At 27.6% G+C, this 16923-nt stretch carries 16 protein-coding genes, 1 tRNA gene and 2 pseudogenes; 7 read left to right on the top strand and 12 right to left on the bottom strand.

From position 1 onward, the window contains the following. Positions 1 to 80 precede the first annotated feature (80 nt). From fabG to X275_RS02650, 5 genes are all read left to right on the top strand, one after another. Entirely contained in the window at positions 81 to 830 is a 750-nt protein-coding gene (fabG, locus tag X275_RS02670; RefSeq protein WP_047267405.1) for a 3-oxoacyl-[acyl-carrier-protein] reductase, read from the top strand. Next, positions 830 to 1750: a radical SAM protein gene (locus X275_RS02665; RefSeq protein WP_052913559.1), complete on the top strand. Its 921-nt coding sequence runs from the start codon at positions 830 to 832 to the stop codon at positions 1748 to 1750. Before fabG ends, X275_RS02665 begins: the two co-directional genes overlap by 1 nt. Before the next feature lie 11 nt (positions 1751 to 1761). Next, entirely contained in the window at positions 1762 to 3414 is a 1653-nt protein-coding gene (locus tag X275_RS02660) for a sigma-54-dependent Fis family transcriptional regulator (RefSeq protein ID WP_052913557.1), read from the top strand. A 10-nt stretch (positions 3415 to 3424) separates the two neighbouring features. Beyond that, positions 3425 to 3880: a flagellar export protein FliJ gene (fliJ, locus tag X275_RS02655; protein ID WP_047266554.1), complete on the top strand. Its 456-nt coding sequence runs from the start codon at positions 3425 to 3427 to the stop codon at positions 3878 to 3880. Between the two features lie 58 nt (positions 3881 to 3938). Beyond that, positions 3939 to 4015 (top strand) — tRNA-Cys (locus X275_RS02650). Positions 4016 to 4090: 75 nt separating this feature from the next. Here X275_RS02650 and X275_RS02645 read toward each other — a convergent pair. From X275_RS02645 to X275_RS02620, 6 genes are all read right to left on the bottom strand, one after another. Next, positions 4091 to 5275: an Eco57I restriction-modification methylase domain-containing protein gene (locus X275_RS02645; protein WP_047267404.1), complete on the bottom strand. Its 1185-nt coding sequence runs from the start codon at positions 5273 to 5275 to the stop codon at positions 4091 to 4093. An 86-nt stretch (positions 5276 to 5361) separates the two neighbouring features. Beyond that, positions 5362 to 6288 carry a magnesium transporter CorA family protein gene (locus X275_RS02640; protein ID WP_047267403.1) on the bottom strand — a complete coding sequence of 309 codons (927 nt, stop codon included), beginning with the start codon at positions 6286 to 6288 and terminating at the stop codon, positions 5362 to 5364. A gap of 195 nt (positions 6289 to 6483) precedes the next feature. Then, positions 6484 to 7308, bottom strand: a complete 825-nt coding sequence (locus X275_RS02635; protein ID WP_047267402.1) for a metal ABC transporter permease — start codon at positions 7306 to 7308, stop codon at positions 6484 to 6486. Beyond that, positions 7301 to 8041, bottom strand: coding sequence for a metal ABC transporter ATP-binding protein (locus tag X275_RS02630; protein ID WP_047267401.1), 741 nt, complete (start codon positions 8039 to 8041; stop codon positions 7301 to 7303). The genes X275_RS02635 and X275_RS02630 overlap by 8 nt, the downstream gene beginning before the upstream one ends. Continuing rightward, entirely contained in the window at positions 8034 to 8417 is a 384-nt protein-coding gene (locus X275_RS02625) for a Fur family transcriptional regulator (RefSeq protein ID WP_047267400.1), read from the bottom strand. The genes X275_RS02630 and X275_RS02625 overlap by 8 nt, the downstream gene beginning before the upstream one ends. 4 nt (positions 8418 to 8421) lie before the next feature. Next, positions 8422 to 9291 carry a metal ABC transporter substrate-binding protein gene (locus tag X275_RS02620; RefSeq protein WP_047267399.1) on the bottom strand — a complete coding sequence of 290 codons (870 nt, stop codon included), beginning with the start codon at positions 9289 to 9291 and terminating at the stop codon, positions 8422 to 8424. A gap of 330 nt (positions 9292 to 9621) precedes the next feature. Here X275_RS02620 and X275_RS11820 point away from each other — a divergent pair, with 330 nt between their 5' ends. Further along, a complete protein-coding gene (locus tag X275_RS11820) occupies positions 9622 to 9744 on the top strand; it encodes a hypothetical protein (RefSeq protein ID WP_255350034.1) in 123 nt (40 codons plus the stop codon). Between the two features lie 214 nt (positions 9745 to 9958). On the opposite strand, the gene X275_RS02615 is transcribed toward X275_RS11820, so the two are convergent. Continuing rightward, positions 9959 to 10678 carry an ATP-binding cassette domain-containing protein gene (locus tag X275_RS02615; RefSeq protein WP_197072581.1) on the bottom strand — a complete coding sequence of 240 codons (720 nt, stop codon included), beginning with the start codon at positions 10676 to 10678 and terminating at the stop codon, positions 9959 to 9961. 67 nt (positions 10679 to 10745) lie between these two features. Here X275_RS02615 and X275_RS02610 point away from each other — a divergent pair, with 67 nt between their 5' ends. Next, entirely contained in the window at positions 10746 to 11951 is a 1206-nt protein-coding gene (locus tag X275_RS02610; protein ID WP_047267397.1) for an ISL3 family transposase, read from the top strand. 202 nt (positions 11952 to 12153) lie between these two features. Here the strand turns inward: X275_RS02610 and X275_RS02605 are convergent, their stop codons facing one another. The 5 genes and pseudogenes from X275_RS02605 to X275_RS02590 all read right to left on the bottom strand — a co-directional run bounded on the left by X275_RS02605 (position 12154) and on the right by X275_RS02590 (position 16773). Continuing rightward, positions 12154 to 13329, bottom strand: coding sequence for an ABC transporter ATP-binding protein (locus X275_RS02605; RefSeq protein ID WP_047267396.1), 1176 nt, complete (start codon positions 13327 to 13329; stop codon positions 12154 to 12156). Continuing rightward, on the bottom strand, positions 13329 to 14336 hold the full coding sequence (locus X275_RS02600) for an ABC transporter ATP-binding protein (RefSeq protein WP_047267395.1): 1008 nt from the start codon (positions 14334 to 14336) through the stop codon (positions 13329 to 13331). Before X275_RS02600 ends, X275_RS02605 begins: the two co-directional genes overlap by 1 nt. Positions 14337 to 14353: 17 nt before the next feature. Next, positions 14354 to 15100, bottom strand: a pseudogene (locus X275_RS11895) (ABC transporter permease); the annotation flags it as partial. Between the two features lie 510 nt (positions 15101 to 15610). Then, positions 15611 to 15724: pseudogene (locus X275_RS11890) on the bottom strand (ABC transporter permease); the annotation flags it as partial. A gap of 11 nt (positions 15725 to 15735) precedes the next feature. Further along, a complete protein-coding gene (locus tag X275_RS02590; protein ID WP_047265921.1) occupies positions 15736 to 16773 on the bottom strand; it encodes an ABC transporter permease in 1038 nt (345 codons plus the stop codon). Positions 16774 to 16923 lie beyond the last annotated feature (150 nt).

Here is a 16923-nt window from a genome sequence, read left to right as displayed (position 1 = left end):
TACAGGAAGTTCAAAAATCCAAATTCACACAAAAATTGTTTGTGAATCTTTAAAAAATTAGTTTGTTTAGGAGGGAAAAAATGAAATTAAAGGATAAAATATGTATAGTAACCGGTGCAAATAGAGGTATAGGAAAAGAAATAAGCAAAAAATTTGTGGAAGAAGGTGCTACCGTTTTAGGCTTTGCCAGAAATATCGAAGCATTAAAAAATGTGGAAAATGAATTAAATTCTATGAAAAAAGGAATATTTAAAGGTTATAAAGTTGATGTATCAAATACTGATGAAGTAAATAAAGCAGTTAAAGAAATATTTAAAGAATATAAAAGAATAGATGTACTTGTAAATAATGCCGGCGTTACAAAAGATACGTTATTATTATTAATGAAAGAAGAAGAATTTGACTTTGTTATTAATGTTAATTTAAAAGGGGTTTTTTTAGTTACCAAAGCCGTTGCAAAATTCATGAGGAAACAGAAAAGTGGATCAATTATAAATATATCAAGCGTTGTTGGATTAGATGGAAATATCGGCCAAACCAATTACTCCGCAAGCAAAGCGGGAGTTATTGGAATGACAAAGACATGGGCTAAAGAGTTAACCATGAAAGGTGAGCAGATAAGAGTTAACGCTGTTGCACCTGGATTTATAGAAACAGATATGACAAAGGAATTGAATGAAGAATTTAAAGAGGAAGCATTAAAAAGGATACTGTTAAAAAGATTTGGTTCTCCTGAAGATGTTGCTAAAGTGGTGTTATTTTTAGCTTCTGATGATTCATCATATATAACAGGCCAGATTATCAGAATAGATGGAGGTTTATCATTGTAATGAATTACACCCCAGGCTATATTAAATTATACGAAACTCGAGACTTACATAAGAGAAGGGATTTATTATATGAAAAATTAGTTTCATGTGATTTATGTCCTAAAAATTGTAAAATAAACAGACATAAAAATATTGGTTTTTGTAAAGTAGGAGATAAAATAAAAGTTTCAGAATTTGTATTATATAAAGGCGAAGAACCCCCTTTGGTAGGAAATACAGGTGCTGGTGGCGTTTTTTTTAGTAATTGTTCAATGAGGTGCGTATATTGCCAGAATTTTAATTTCTCGCAAAAAGGTTTTGGTAAAGAGTTTTCAGCAAAAGAACTGGCAAATAAATTTATATGGCTTCAAAATGAAAAGAATGTTCAAAACATTGATTTGGTAACTGCTACGCCATATTTACCATTTATATATGATGCATTAATTTTAGCAATTGAAAAAGGATTAAAAATACCTTTGTTGTGGAATACTTCCTCATATGAAACTGTTGAGACGTTAAAATTTTTAGATGGTATTGTTGATATATATCTTGCAGATATAAGATATACATCTCAATATGCTGCAAATAGATACTCTAAAACTCCTGATTATTGGCAATTTGCAAAGGATGCCATAGTTGAAATGTATACTCAAATAAAAGGAGAATATGTTTTTGAAAATAATATAATGAAAAAAGGACTTATAATAAGAATTCTGGTTTTACCGAATAATATAGATGAAGCAAAAGAGGCTTTGAAATTTATTTCTAAAATAAACAAAAATATTCTTGTCAGTTTAATGGATCAATATGTGCCTGTATATAAAGCAAAAGAATATCCTGAAATAAATAGACTTTTAAAACAAACCGAATATGAAAAGGTTATAAATACAATGATAGATTTAGACCTTAACGGCTGGATTCAAGAACATAAATTGTTATAGGGGGAATAAAGATGAAAAATGACGAAATGATAATGAGGATTCTCGATGACATTCAAGAAGCCGTGATTCTTATTAATCATGAAGAGAAAATTATTTTTTTAAATAATTCAGCGTCAAAAATACTAGGAATTCCTAAAAAAAAGGCTTTAAACACAAAAGTTACCGACACTATAACAGACACAAGACTTCATATAGTATTAAAAACTGGTATCCCAGAATTGGATAGAATTCAAAATCTTGGGAAGAAGGTTATAGTTACATCCAGGTTTCCTATACGAGACGAAGAGGACATTATTATAGGAGCAGCGGCAATATTCAGAGATATAACAAGTATTCAAAAATTAGCAGAAGAAGTAACCAATTTAAGAGAATTAGACTCTCTATTAAGAGCTATAATAGATTCCACGTATGATGCTATTTCAGTTGCCGACGAAGAAGGTAGAATAGTTATGGTAAATAAGGCATACACAAAGGTTACTGGTTTAACTCCAAAAGAGGTAATAGGCAAATTAGCTACATATGATATTGCAGAAGGTCATGAAAGCATGCATATAAAATGTGCAAGAGAAAAGCAACCCATATTAAATGTAAAAACTAAATTATCTACCAATAAAAAAGAAGTTCTAATCAATGTAAATCCTATTTTCGTAAAAGGCGAATTCAAAGGAAGTGTAGGTGTTATTCATGATATTTCTGAGATAGAAAGATTAATCAGAGAACTTGAAGCAACAAAAAGACTTTTAAAAAAAGAAGAAGCAAAATATACATTTGAAGATATTGTTGCCGAATCGGAGATAATGAAAAATGTTGTATTTCAATCAAAAAAAGCCGCTAATACAAATGTAAATATCTTATTGTATGGAGAAGCAGGTGTTGGTAAAGAAATATTAGCTCAGGCCATTCATAATTACAGTAAAAGAAGAGAGTTTCCTTTTTTATCCACAAATTTATTACTTCAAGATGAAAAAAAACAGCTGGAAAATTTTTTTGAAAATGAAGACAATCTAATAGAGAGAGCTGAAAAAGGTACTATTTTTATAGATAATGCACATTTAATGGGACCAGAAGTTCAAAATTTAATGATAAAACTTTTGAATGATGGTGAAGTATTCTATAAAAATAAGAAAATAAGCCTAAACGCCAAAATCATTTTTGCTACTCCTGAAAATTTAAAGGAATTAATGTCAATAGGAAAATTTTCCAGAAAACTTTATTATAAAATATCAGTAGTTACAATTGAGGTTCCCGCATTACGCGAAAGAAAAGATGACATACCAAAAATGGCAAAACAGATATTACATATATTAAATCAAAAACATGAAAAGGTCGTTTATGATTTTTCAGAGGATGCTATAAAAATATTAGAGAGTTATGAATGGCCAGGAAATATAAGAGAACTTGAAAATGTATTGGATAGAGCATTAATGAACATGTCTCAATCTGACACAATAGTTACTTCAATACATCTTCCAGAATTAAAAACCATAGAATTAGATAAGAACAAAATAAATGGCACATTAAAAGAATTATTAGACGAATATGAAAAATTTATTATTATAGAAACATTGAAAGATTGTCAGGGAAACAAAACAGCTGCTGCCAGAAAATTGGGTTTGACTGTAAGAAATTTATATTATAAACTTGAAAAATTAGGCTTGAAATAACGGTGATTTGATGAGATTTAAATTTAATCTTGAAAGATTAAAAAATTTAAGAGAACGCCTTGAAGAAGAAGCAAAAAGAATTTTTTTAGAAGCCACTGCTGAAAGAATAAAAGCAGAGGAAAAGCTTGTTGCCATAAATAACAAAATAAAATTGGAAAATGAAAGATTTATTAAACAAATTTCACAAAACCTGATGACTATACAGGAAATCCAGCAATGGAGATCTTATCTAGAATCTTTAGAAAAAGAAAAAATAAAATTAGGCGATATATATAGAGAAAAAGTTGCTATAGAAGAAGAAAAGAGAAAAGAATATCTAGAAGCTCGTAAAAATAGAATCATTTTAGAAAAATTAAAGGAAAGAAAATTCGAGGAATACAAAATAGAATACCAGAGAGAGGAAAATAGAAATTTAGATGAAATTGGAATTCAAATGTATTATAGAAAAAAGAAAGATTTTAAGTAAAATTTATATTTTCTTCCATATACCTTAATAATAAATATGGTATAATAAATTCGGTTAAGGCAACGTAGCCAAGGGGTCTAAGGCGGCGGTCTGCAAAATCGCTATTCGTGGGTTCAAATCCCACCGTTGCCTCCATCAATATTAATATAAAAATCCCCCAGATGGGGGATTTTGTTTTTATAATTAATCTTCTTTTAAAAAATTTTATTATTAAATAAATTTTTGAAAATCTTCTGGTAATATTACATTTTCTAATTTTTTTTGCGTAAATATATATCTTCCATCGCAAATAAAACCCAATTCTTCCCAATTTAAATCATTTAACATGTTTCTTAATTCTACTAAATCAATATTTTTATTTTTTGGAAAAATACCCAGAATACTTCCATCATAATATTTTGATTCGTGAATAAAAAAAGGTTTTTTGTTTCTTGTTTTGGCATTTACATATATTCTTGGTCTATCAGAAATATAAAAATCTCTTCCCCATTTCCACCAATTGTTTTCATCAAATTTTTTAATTTTTCTTTTTAATAATTTTTCTTTATGTTTTAGAAGGTGATCATTAATAGTATTATAAATCATCCTCTTAGTTTTTCCTGTTTTTTGTGTGTAAGAACAAACAACTTCTATATTTCCAGATTCATGAGCAAATACTTCATCAGCCCCACTTACTCCTCCTACTTTAACATATGCAATATCGCTTAAATGCATAGAATAATTTTTTTCTTTTATAAAATAAATAAAACCTTTTGAACAATATTGATATCTTTTTTCATCATTATATATAGTTTCATGAGACATATTACCTTTTTCATATCGAAAAATCATTACATTTGGTGAAAACCCCTTACCAAATATTTTTTTATCTCCAAAAGTATATATATGTGTAAAAGTTCCATTCTCATGAAGTAATTGATTGACTCTTAAAGCAGAAGTTAAATCAAATAATTCTCTTGGTACAATAAATATGATTTCTCCTTTTTCTTTTAAATGAAGATACGATTTATAAATAAAGTAAAGAAAAAGGTTTGTTCTCCCATCAAATAAAATATTAAATTTTTTTAACTTTTTTCTGGTTTCTGGAATTATATTTGAATATTTTACATATGGAGGATTTCCAATAATTGTGTCAAATTTATTTTTTATTGAGTAATCAAAAAAATCACTAAAAATAATTGACGGAAGGTTTTCTGATATTATATCAAATGAAAAACTTCTATCAATTTCTATAGATATAATATTTTTATAATTTTTTAATTGTTTTAAAAATTCTCCATTCCCTACAGCCGGTTCTAAAATATTATTTCCATATCTTATTAATCTAACCATTTTTTCAACTATATGTGATGGTGTAAAAATCTGACCTAAATTTTTTTCCTTATATTTCAATATACTCCCTCCAAAAATTTTTTAAATATAATTACTTTAGAATATAAAAAGAAACTTCCATAGGAAGTTTCTTTTGTTATAACCATTTTTCATAACCATTTTTTCCCTTTAAACCACAAAAATGTCATAAACATGATTATTAATGATGAAATAATTATATTTATATATACCAGAGGATTTTCTTGAAACGGTAATTTTACATTCATTCCATAAAAACTCGTCAATATTGTTGGTACTTGAAGCAATATGGTTACAACTGTCAAAATTTTCATAACAATATTTAAATTATTTGAAATAACAGACGCATAAGCATCCATCATACCAGATAAGATATTACTATAAATATTAGTTACTTCTATTGCCTGTCTATTTTCGATTAAGGTATCTTCCAATAAATCCTGATCATCTTCATATAATTCTAAAATCTTACCTTTTAACAATTTTTCCATCATTATCTCATTTGATCTTAATGATGTAGTGAAGTACACTAAACTTTTCTCAAGATACATTAATGTTTCTAACTCATAATTTTTCATAGATTTATGTAATTCTTCTTCAACTAAGTCGATAGTTTTATTTATTTCTTTTAGATAATCCAAAAACAATTTTGCATTTTTAAAGAAAATTTGAAAAATCATTTTACTTTTTTTATGAGGATTCAATAAACTTGCTTCTATCATTTTCTCAATGAAATCTATTTCATTTTTCATTGAAAGTAATATATAATTTTTTCCTATAATAATACCAAGAGATACTGTTTTATATGGTATTTTTTCATCTTCTTCATTTCTCATAGGAACTTTTAATATTAATAAAATTGTATCTTCATCAATTTCTATACGAGATCTTTCATCATCATCAAGTGAATCATTAATAAAATCAGGATCAAAATTTAACAAACTTGATAGCATATGTATTTCATCCTGAGATGGATTTATAACTTTTATTAATGCATCTTGAGAGAAGCTTTTTGCCTCCACTAATTTATGTTCAATTCTACTATAAAATTTTACCATATTATCTCCTCCTTTTATATATTGCTATGGCGGTCTAGACAACGGATCTTCGCTACAACTAAAATAATCCATAATTTTCACCTCTCTTTTTTGAATTTAATTATATCCATTTAATTATATCATATAAAATATCATATTTTCAGAATCATAATGAAATTAAATCTCTTTTTTAACAAAAAAATTTAAAGATGTTAATTAGGCTCTTTTAGAAAATGTTTTATTTTTTAAGTAATTAATTATATATGAAAATATAAATATAGAAAATAACGTAACAACTATAGACGGTCCAGGAGGAATATTTATAAAATAAGCAATTAATATACCTAAAAAACCGGAAAAAATACCTATAAAGCCTGATATTATGAGCATCTGATTTAATGATTTAGCAAATAATTTAGAAATGGCACCTGGAGTAATCAATAAAGAAGTAACTAAAATAACTCCGATTATTTTCACAGAAGTCACCACAACAACAGATACTATTATTAAAAACAAATAATTAATCATATTCACAGATATTCCATAATTTTTTGCCATTTTAGGATTAAAAGCATAATATTTCAATTCTTTATTAAAGAGTATTACAAAAAGAAAAATAACAAATGATATAAAACTTAAAATCATCACATCATTAGAGGTTACCATTAAAATATCACCAAATAAATAACTTGTAATTTCTGGTGTATATCCAGGTTTTAAATATAAAAAAATAACCCCTAAAGCCATTGAAAATGATAAAATCATTCCAATTACACTATTTTCATTAATTTTTTCTCTTTTTCCAATAAAATAAATAGTTGTTCCAAATAACATAGCAGTAATTATGCTAATTAAATCAACATTAAGATTTAATAATATAGCTAATGCTATACCTCCAAATGCTGTATGAGCAGCTCCTTCTCCTATAAATTCCATTTTCTTTAAAACTATATAATTTGAAAGTATTGATGCACTGAAACTTGCCAGAATAGAAGCAATTACCGCATAAATTATAAAATCATAAGAAAATAAATCAATCATTTCTACTCACCACTTTTAACGGTTTATTTATATGTATTAATAATTCTAAATCTTCTGAATAAATCTTTTTTAAATCTTCTGCTGTCATCTCAACAGAGTTTTTATGACAATGTAAAGTTTTATTCAAACACATTATAGTATTGGCTTTCTTTACAACCATAGAAATATCATGACTTATTAGTATAATTGTCATTCCTTTTTTATTTAAATCTTCTAATATATTATATATCTTTGACTGAGATTTACTATCAACACCAGCTTCTGGTTCATCCAATATTAAAATTTCCGGATTCCCAATCAAAGCTCTGGCTAAAATCAAGCGCTGATATTCACCCCCTGAAAGTTTTCCAACTGGCCTATTGTATATATATTCTATATCAAGCATCTTCATAATCTCTTTCGCCTTTTTATAATGTTCTTTTTTAAATCTTTTAAATAACCCAACTTCGTTATATAGCCCCATTAAAACAACTTCAAATGCCCTTATTGGAAACTCTCTATCAATTTCATCCTTTTGAGGAACATACCCTATTTTTCCATTAATTTTAATTTCTCCAGTGTAATTCTCTATTTCTCCAATTAAAATTTTTATCAAAGTAGATTTTCCAGCACCATTAGGACCTATAATTCCAACAAAATCATTTTTATATATATCAAAATTTATAAATTTTAAAATATCACTATTATCTACTGAATAATTTAAATTCTTAACTTCAATCATTTTTTCATACATTAAATTCACCCTCTTTTTGACATTCAGAACAAATTCCTTCAAAATACAAAATATGATCTGTAATTTTAAACTGAATATTTTTTTCAATATAGTCTTTGAATTGCTTTTCAAAACATAAATCCAGACGTTCAAATCTTTTACATCTTATACAATAGATAAAATGGAAATGCCCTTGTGGTTTGTAATAATATGTAATTTTATCAGAAAAAACTATGGATTTTAAAATATTCTCTTTTTCAAAAAAATTTAGATTTCTATATATAGTTGAAAGATCATATTCATTATTTAAAAGGTTATAAATTTCCTCTGCATTTAAAGGATATTCAATCCTTTCATATATCTTCAAAATATCTCGCCTTGGTTTTGTTAATTTCATAATATCACCTTATCGCATTTAATATATTTAAAAATGTCGATAAATATAACTCATCTATAGAATTAACATTTGTACCAAGTGGATCTAAAATTCCAAGATTTAAATTTAAAGTTTTTGCTAATTTTTCTGCTAATTTCTTATTTAATTGAGGCTCAGAAAAAATTGCTTTTACTTTGTTTTTTCTAGCTAAATCCGTTAATTTTTTCATTTCAGATATTGTCGGTTCAACACCTGGTGAGTTCTCAATCACTCCTGCAATATTTATATTATATCGTTTGGCAAAATATGGAAATGAATTATGAAAAGTAATAATACCGCCCTCTATTTCTCGTGATTTTATTAATAAATATGCATCCAAAAGTTTTAATTTTTCTTTTAAGATTTCTGCATTATTAATATAAACATCCTTTTTTGAAGGATTAATTTCAACTAGCTTTTCAACAATATCTGGTATTATATAATTATATACTAAACAAGGATTTAACCATACATGTGGATTAAAAAATTCATTATGGCTGTTTTTATTATTGTGTTCATCACTTAAAATCAATTCATTCCGCGGAATTATTTCAGAAATAAATAAGTACGGAATTTTCTTCTTTTTAATATTGGTAATGATTTTATTTATAAATATTTCTGAATTTAATCCGTTAAAAATTATGAGATCACTTTTATAAATATTTATAATATCCTTTGAGGATAATGAATATGTATGAGGACTTTTGCCTGAAGGAACTATCACATTTATAGTATCATTTTTATCAATAATATCTTTTAAAATTAAATAATAAGGATTTATAGAAACAGAAATGTTTATAGAATATCCTAAAATCCCAATAAATAAAAATAATATCAATAAATATTTCTTATGCATATTTTCACCTCCAATTAAAATTTATTTGCATTTGCAAATCATTTGCAATTATAAAATTTTGTTATTAAATCAATATTACCATAATATAAAAAAAGAGGCACTTTGTGCCACCTCAGATTGTCAACAAAATATTTTTTATATTATATAATAATATAACTCTTTCTAAATCTCCTTAGTCTTGAAAGAAAATAGAACTTTCTACTGTTTATTAAATCATATAGATACTTTTTTGAACTTAATGATGAAGAAATGAAAATCTTTGATGTATTTTTAAGAAATGCCGTTAGACATGATATTAAATGACCTATTATTCCAAAAATTAGAGGTAATTTGAAATCTTTTGCTTTGAAGTATAATATTACTCAAAAACGAGTTGCTTTAGGTTATTTTTCTTTTGAAGATGCTGAAGAAAAACTTCTTGATTCTATTATTGAGAAATTTTTGAGAGTATAAAATTTATATATTATTTGTAATTTTTTTAAAATTCAATGAGATTTATATAAATTTACAAATTCTTTGATACATCATAAAAAGTAGAAGGGTGAACCCTTCTACAAGTTTTAGTTTAATTTAGAAGATGTTCCATTACAACAATTTGAAACTCCACCTACGCCGCATTCAGCGGTATATCCTATTTTTTTAACTTTTAATGGTTTTAAAATTTCTTTCATTCTATCACCTCCTTCCTTTCCTCAAGAATTTTATTATCAATTATGTTATAAATTTTATTAGCAATATCATCAAATAGGTTTTCATGGGATACAACCAGTATTATTTTTTCCTCTTTTAATTTACCCAAATAGTCTTTAATATTTTCCTTGGTTTTATAATCAAGATTTGAAAGTGGCTCATCTAATAATAAAATATTTTTATCTTTTGAAAAATACAAAACTCTTGCCAGATGTATTTTCTGTTTTTCACCCAATGAAATATTCAAATTTTGAAAATTTATTTTTTTATCTAAATTATTTATATTTAGCATAGAAATTATCTCTTTTAGATATTGGGGATCTTCTGTATTGTTAAATATAATATTTGTTTTAACATCACCTTCAAAAAGATATACAGGATTATATAAATATGAACAACTTTCAATAAACTCTTTAGAAAAATAAAATGCAGAATTCTTTTTATTTTTCTTGATTATTTCAGGTGAAGCTATTTGCGTTAATAAATTTAAAATAGTTGTTTTTCCACTTCCATTTTTTCCTTTTATAATATATAATCCATTACTTTTATTTATTATAAAATCTTCTATTTCTAATAATTTTTCTTTATTTTCCGTATATATTGTACAATCCTTTATTTCTATAATATTATCTTTATTACCATTTTCTAAGACTAATTTTTTTTCTTCATTATAATTATAAAAATGGTTCTCTTCCAAAACAAGTGGGTAAAAAAAGAAAAAATATGATATTATAGGAATGAAAGAAAAAAGGAGGAGGACCAAAATGATGAATGAATTACCAAGATTTTTTGAAAAAATACTAAATATAAATGAACCATGGAGAATAGAAAAAATAGAACAAGATGGAAATAAAGTAAACATATATGTAAATTTCAAAAGAGGAGCGAAATTTGAAATAAACGGGAAGAGATATGGAGCCTACGATACAGTCAAAAAGACATGGAGACATTTAAATTTATTTCAATATGAAACGTATATACATGCAAGAGTACCAAGAATAAAAACAGAAGATGGGATAAAAATAATAGAAGTTCCTTGGTCAAGGCCGAATAGTGGATTTACATTATTATTCGAAGCATTTGTATTAGAAATGTATCAACATATGACAGTAGCAGAAATATCAAAGAAATATAAAGTGACAGAAAATAGAATATGGAGGATATTAGAACATCATGTAATGAAAGAACTAAAAAAACAAGACTTTTCAAAAGAACCAATAAAAATATTATCAGTAGATGAAATAGCAAGAAAAAAGAATCATGTATATGTAACAAATTTTGTTGATGTAGAACGAGGAAAAGTAGTATTCATAGCGAAAGGAAAAGATGCAAAAACATTTAAAAAATTTAAAACTAAATATATAGAAAAAAAAGGGAAAGTGTCAGATATAAAAACAATATGTATGGATATGTCAGTAGCTTTTAAATCAGGAGCGAAAGAACATTTTCCAAAAGCAAAATTAGTATTTGATAAATTTCATATAATAAAATTATTAAACGAACAACTAAATAAAATAAGAAAAAGAGAAAGTAAAGACTACAAAGACTTATTAAATAAAACAAAATATATATTCTTAAAAAATCCAAAAAATCTAACAAATAAACAAAATGAAAAACTTGAGCAATTAATGGAATACAAATATCTTGATACAGTAAAAGCCTATTCATTAATTCTAGAATTAAAAAAAATATTTGATTATAAAAAACCAGCATATGCATCAAAATTCTTTAAAAAATGGTATGACAAAACGTTAAAATCAAATATACCAGAAATGAAAAAAGCAGCTAAGAGTTTATATAAACATATAAAAGGTATTCTTATGCATTTAAAAACAGGATTAACCAATGCTAAAATTGAGGGCATGAATTCAAAGCTTAGAACTTTTACTAAAAGGGCTTATGGTTTTAAGTCTTTTAAATATTTATCCATTACTATTTTTTTGGCTTTAGGTAAATTGTCTTTTTCTTAATTACCCACTCTTTTCGTGGGAGAACCAATATTTCTGGCTCTTTTATTTTTAATTTTTCTTCATAATTATTTTTTTAATACACAATGCAAAAATTGAACGTTTCTATCAATTTTTATATTTTCTCATTGAGTAAAAATACAGTAGATATTGATTTAGAATATTTCAGTGTATATAATAAAAATCCCGGAATTCCCGGGATTTTTTAGCCTTTGAATTGACCTGCAAAATGACATGCTACCTGATGTCCATTTTCTAATTCAACCAATGGTGGTTCCTTTTTTGAACATATATCTTTTGCTATAGGACACCTTGGATGGAATCTACACCCACTTGGTGGATTTATAGGACTTGGAACATCACCCTGCAATATTATTCTTTTTTTCTTGTATTCAGGATCAGGAATCGGAATAGCTGACATTAATGATACTGTATATGGATGCAAAGGATTGTCAAATAATTCTTTTTTGTCTGCAAGCTCTACTATTTTTCCAAGATACATTACAGCTACTCTGTCTGATATATGCTTTACTACTGCTAAATCGTGGGCTATAAATACATATGTTAATTTGAATTCTTTTTGTAAATCTTCTAATAGGTTTATTACTTGTGATTGAATTGATACATCAAGCGCTGATACTGCTTCATCTGCAACAATTAGTTTTGGATTTAGTGCCAATGCCCTTGCTATACCAATTCTCTGCCTTTGACCTCCAGAGAATTCATGAGGGAATCTGTATATGTATTCTGATGATAATCCTACTTTATCAAGTAAATCTTTAACTTTTTCTGTTGCTTCTGCTCCGTTTTGCACCAATCCGTGTGTGAATAATCCTTCTGCAATTATGCTTCTAATTCTTAATCTTGGGTTTAATGATGAGTATGGATCCTGGAATATTATTTGCATGTTTCGTCTGAACCATTTTCTTTTTTCATTTAAATTTGATAACATTTCATGATATAATCCATGAGCACCTTTTTCGAAATAAATTTTAGCATATTTTTTATCAATTTCATCTTTTAAATTATTTATTACTTCTTCTTCAGTTTTGTATTCTTGCTTAAGTTTATTAAATTTGTCAATATACATTTCATGTATATACTTGTTTGCTCTTGTTTTTGGCAAGAATAGCGGCGTGGTATCCAATCCATCTACAACTATTCTTCCAGCTGTTGGATTTAATAATCTTAATATTGTCATTCCTGTGGTACTTTTACCACAACCAGATTCACCAACAAGTCCTATTGTTTCACCTTCAAATACTTTAAATGATATATCATCTACTGCCTGAACGTGGGCTACTACTCTTTTAAATACTCCAGCTCTAACCGGAAAATATTTTTTTAGATTGTCTACCTGCAATAACACTTTTTTAGACATTATTTTCCACCTGCCCTTGTTTTTTCAACTTCTTTTTCAAGTTCTTCAATATAGAAGCATCTTGAATAATGTCCAGCTTCTACTTCAATCAATTCTGGCATTTCATCTTTACATTTTTCCTTTGCAAGGAAACATCTATTAGAAAATCCACATCCTTTTGGAAATTTTCTTGGATTTGGAACTGTTCCTGGAATTGACATTAATCTGTCAACTTCATCATTCAATTTTGGTATTGATTGCATCAATCCCCATGTATATGGATTTTTTGGTCTTTTAAATACCGATACTATATCTCCATATTCTACTACTTTTCCAGCATACATTACAGCTGCTTTATCTGACATTTCTGCTACTACACCAAGATCATGTGTAATAAATATTATTGCCATTCCATATTCTTTTTGCAATTCTTTCATTAATTCCAATATTTGAGCCTGTATTGTAACATCGAGCGCTGTTGTTGGTTCATCTGCTATTAATACTTTCGGGTTACAGGATAATGCCATTGCTATCATTGCTCTTTGTCTCATTCCACCTGATAATTCGTGCGGATATTGATCGACACGCTTTTCAGGTTCTGGTATTCCAACCTTTCTTAATAAATCTATTGCTCTTTCTCTTGCAGATTTTGCATCCATGCCCATATGCAACATTATCATTTCTATTATTTGATCTCCAACTGTAAATACAGGATTTAATGCTGTCATTGGTTCCTGGAATATCATTGCTATTTCTTTTCCCCTGATATGTCTCATATCATCTTCAGGAATTTTACTTATATCTGTTCCTTTATATATTATTTCTCCATCTGCTATTCTTCCATTTTCATCTAACAATCTCATTATACTTAATGAGGTTACAGATTTACCAGAACCTGATTCTCCAACAATTGCCAATGTTTCTCCTTCATGCACTTCGAATGACACACCTCTTACAGCTCTTACTTCACCATCTTCTGTATCAAAATATGTATGTAAATTATTGACCTTTAATATTGGGTCTTTCATTATTTTCCTCCTTTCAACTAACCGCGTAGTTTCGGATCAAAGATATCCCTTAATGCATCTCCAACTAAGTTCCAGGCTAATACAAATAATACCATTGCTGTACCAGGATATACTATTGTATACCAGTATTCAAATGCTCCACCTGTTCCACCTAATATCCAGTTTCTTGCATAATTCAGTATCGATCCCCAATCTGCATACCCCTGAGGAGCACCTACACCAAGGAAACTCAATACTGCTGCAGTTATAACCATTGAACCTATTCTCATTGATGCCTGTATTAATACAGGGAATATTGTATTAGGCAATATATGTTTAATAATTATTTTTGAATCTTTTACTCCTAAAGCTTTTGCAGCTAATACATATTGATCATTTTTAGCCTGAAGAATATTACCTCTTATAAGTCTTGCTGAGCCCATCCATCCAAATACTATCATAGCTATCATAACTTTATCTAGCCCAGTTCCTAAAACCGTAGTCAACACCATTGCTGATAACATAAATGGTATTGACATGAATATATCTGTAATTCTCATTAATATTTCATCAACCCAGCCACCAAAATAAGCTGAGATTGAACCAATAAATAATCCTATGATTGTTGCAGTTATAACAACAATCAACCCTATTTTAAATCCTGTTCTTGTACCCCATACTACACCATAATATATGTCCCTTCCATTACTTATTCCAAACGGATGTTCTTTTGATGGTGGTTGTGGAGTGTTTTCATATGTTACTATAGGCATTAAATAAGGGTCATAATTTAAGTCTTTTATATAATTTTCCTTTAAATCTTTGAAATATTTTTTTGCTGCCGGCAAAAACTCATCTACTGATGTTGTTTTTGAAGTAATTTCATCTAATTCTTCTTTCATTTTTTCCGCATTTTTTGCTTTTGCAAGGAAACCTTTTATTCCATTTTCAAGATCTTTCAATGCTTCATTGAATTTTTTAGAATCATCTTTGTTATTTTCAAGATTGTCAAAATATGATGCATCTAAAATATATTCTTCTGTTAGAGGAGATAATGTTTCTATTAATTTTTTATAATTTTCATCATTTCTGTTTGATTGATATTGTTTTAATGTTTCTTCTAATTTTCTTATATCATTTGCATAATCAAGGTAGAAACCATATGTGAAATCATAATAATCTGTAAAAGATGATGTTAAATCTTCTATTATTGAAGGATTTTTTGTATTTTCAAGATTATTTATCATTGCTTCCATATCTTCTATTTCAGGATCTATTGGTATTTGAGGTGGAGCTAAAAGCGGTGCAAATGCTGCTACCAATATAAAAAAGATTAATAATATTATTCCTAACATTGCTGAAGGGTTTTTATAGAATTTTCTAAGTGCTCTTTTAAATTCTTCATTCATTTCTACTCACCTCACTCGTATCTAATTCTTGGATCAATTAATGCGTATGATATATCGATTATCAAGTTTCCAACTATCAAAAGCAATGATGAGAATAATAACATTCCCATTATAGAAGCATAATCGAGTTGTCCTGCAGCTTTTGCTGCAAAACTTCCAATACCAGGTCTTACAAATATTGTTTCTACAATAATAACACCCATTATTAACCCAATAATCATGGAGCCAGCAACTGTTGCTACTGGTATTAATGCATTTCTTTTTGCATGTTTATGTATAACTACTTTTTCTGATAATCCTTTTGCTCTTGCAGTTCTTACATAATCTTTACTTAAAACTTCCAGCATTGATGATCTTGTAATTCTTATTAAGTATGCCCACCATAAGTAGGATAATGTTAATATTGGACCTATTAAATGTCTCAATCCGTCCCAAAATACGTCTATTCTTCCATTTAATAATCCATCAATAGTGATTAATTTTGTATATTGATGAAAGTCTGGAGATTTTATTATGTTTTCAATATCCAGACTAATTCTTCCAGGGGGGAACCATCCGAGCCAGCTATAAAATACCATTAATATTACCAGACCAAATACAAAATCTGGAAAGGACCATCCAACTATAGAAAATATTCTTATTAAGTGATCCTGCCACTTATTTCTGTGCAATGCTGCCTGAACTCCAAGCCACACTCCAATACCAATAATAGGAAAAATTGAAAATAATGCAAGTTCCACTGTCGATGGTAATCTGTTTAATATTGCATCAGTTACTGGTTCTTTACCAACTATAGACCAACCAAGATCACCACGTGCAACAGATTCGATCCATTTTACGTATCGCGTAAATGGATCATCGTTTAATCCATATTTTTCTTTTACCATTTCTAATTCTTCTACTGACATTTTATCAAGAGAATTAGGGTCCACATATGCAGCTAACAACTGGTCTTCTCCAAGCAATTGCATCATGGAGAAAACTATTAAGGTTACTCCGAAAATTATAAGAGGTAGTAATAATAACCTCCTGATAATATACGCCGTCATACAAGCACCTCCATAAAGATTTTATAAAACAAATTTATTATACCATAGAAATAAAACATTAAAGAAAAAAAATATTAAAAAACAAAAAAAATAGGGGAAGGACCTTCCCCTCCCCTTAAAATTAAAATTAAAAGTTATAACTGAATTTTC

This window comes from Marinitoga sp. 1197, from assembly GCF_001021165.1.
GTDB lineage: Bacteria > Thermotogota > Thermotogae > Petrotogales > Petrotogaceae > Marinitoga.
The sequence above is the reverse complement of the archived record's forward strand: the minus strand, read 5'-3'. Positions and strand labels throughout refer to the sequence as shown.

What these genes read in the sequence shown, in the direction of transcription:
- fabG (WP_047267405.1), top strand. Translation starts at nt 81, where the DNA reads ATGAAATTAAAGGATAAAATATGTATAGTAACCGGTGCAAATAGAGGT.
- X275_RS02665 (WP_052913559.1), top strand. Translation starts at nt 830, where the DNA reads ATGAATTACACCCCAGGCTATATTAAATTATACGAAACTCGAGACTTA.
- X275_RS02660 (WP_052913557.1), top strand. Translation starts at nt 1,762, where the DNA reads ATGAAAAATGACGAAATGATAATGAGGATTCTCGATGACATTCAAGAA.
- fliJ (WP_047266554.1), top strand. Translation starts at nt 3,425, where the DNA reads ATGAGATTTAAATTTAATCTTGAAAGATTAAAAAATTTAAGAGAACGC.
- X275_RS02640 (WP_047267403.1), bottom strand. Translation starts at nt 6,288, where the DNA reads ATGGTAAAATTTTATAGTAGAATTGAACATAAATTAGTGGAGGCAAAA.
- X275_RS02635 (WP_047267402.1), bottom strand. Translation starts at nt 7,308, where the DNA reads ATGATTGATTTATTTTCTTATGATTTTATAATTTATGCGGTAATTGCT.
- X275_RS02630 (WP_047267401.1), bottom strand. Translation starts at nt 8,041, where the DNA reads ATGTATGAAAAAATGATTGAAGTTAAGAATTTAAATTATTCAGTAGAT.
- X275_RS02625 (WP_047267400.1), bottom strand. Translation starts at nt 8,417, where the DNA reads ATGAAATTAACAAAACCAAGGCGAGATATTTTGAAGATATATGAAAGG.
- X275_RS02620 (WP_047267399.1), bottom strand. Translation starts at nt 9,291, where the DNA reads ATGCATAAGAAATATTTATTGATATTATTTTTATTTATTGGGATTTTA.
- X275_RS02610 (WP_047267397.1), top strand. Translation starts at nt 10,746, where the DNA reads ATGATGAATGAATTACCAAGATTTTTTGAAAAAATACTAAATATAAAT.
- X275_RS02605 (WP_047267396.1), bottom strand. Translation starts at nt 13,329, where the DNA reads ATGTCTAAAAAAGTGTTATTGCAGGTAGACAATCTAAAAAAATATTTT.
- X275_RS02600 (WP_047267395.1), bottom strand. Translation starts at nt 14,336, where the DNA reads ATGAAAGACCCAATATTAAAGGTCAATAATTTACATACATATTTTGAT.
- X275_RS02590 (WP_047265921.1), bottom strand. Translation starts at nt 16,773, where the DNA reads ATGACGGCGTATATTATCAGGAGGTTATTATTACTACCTCTTATAATT.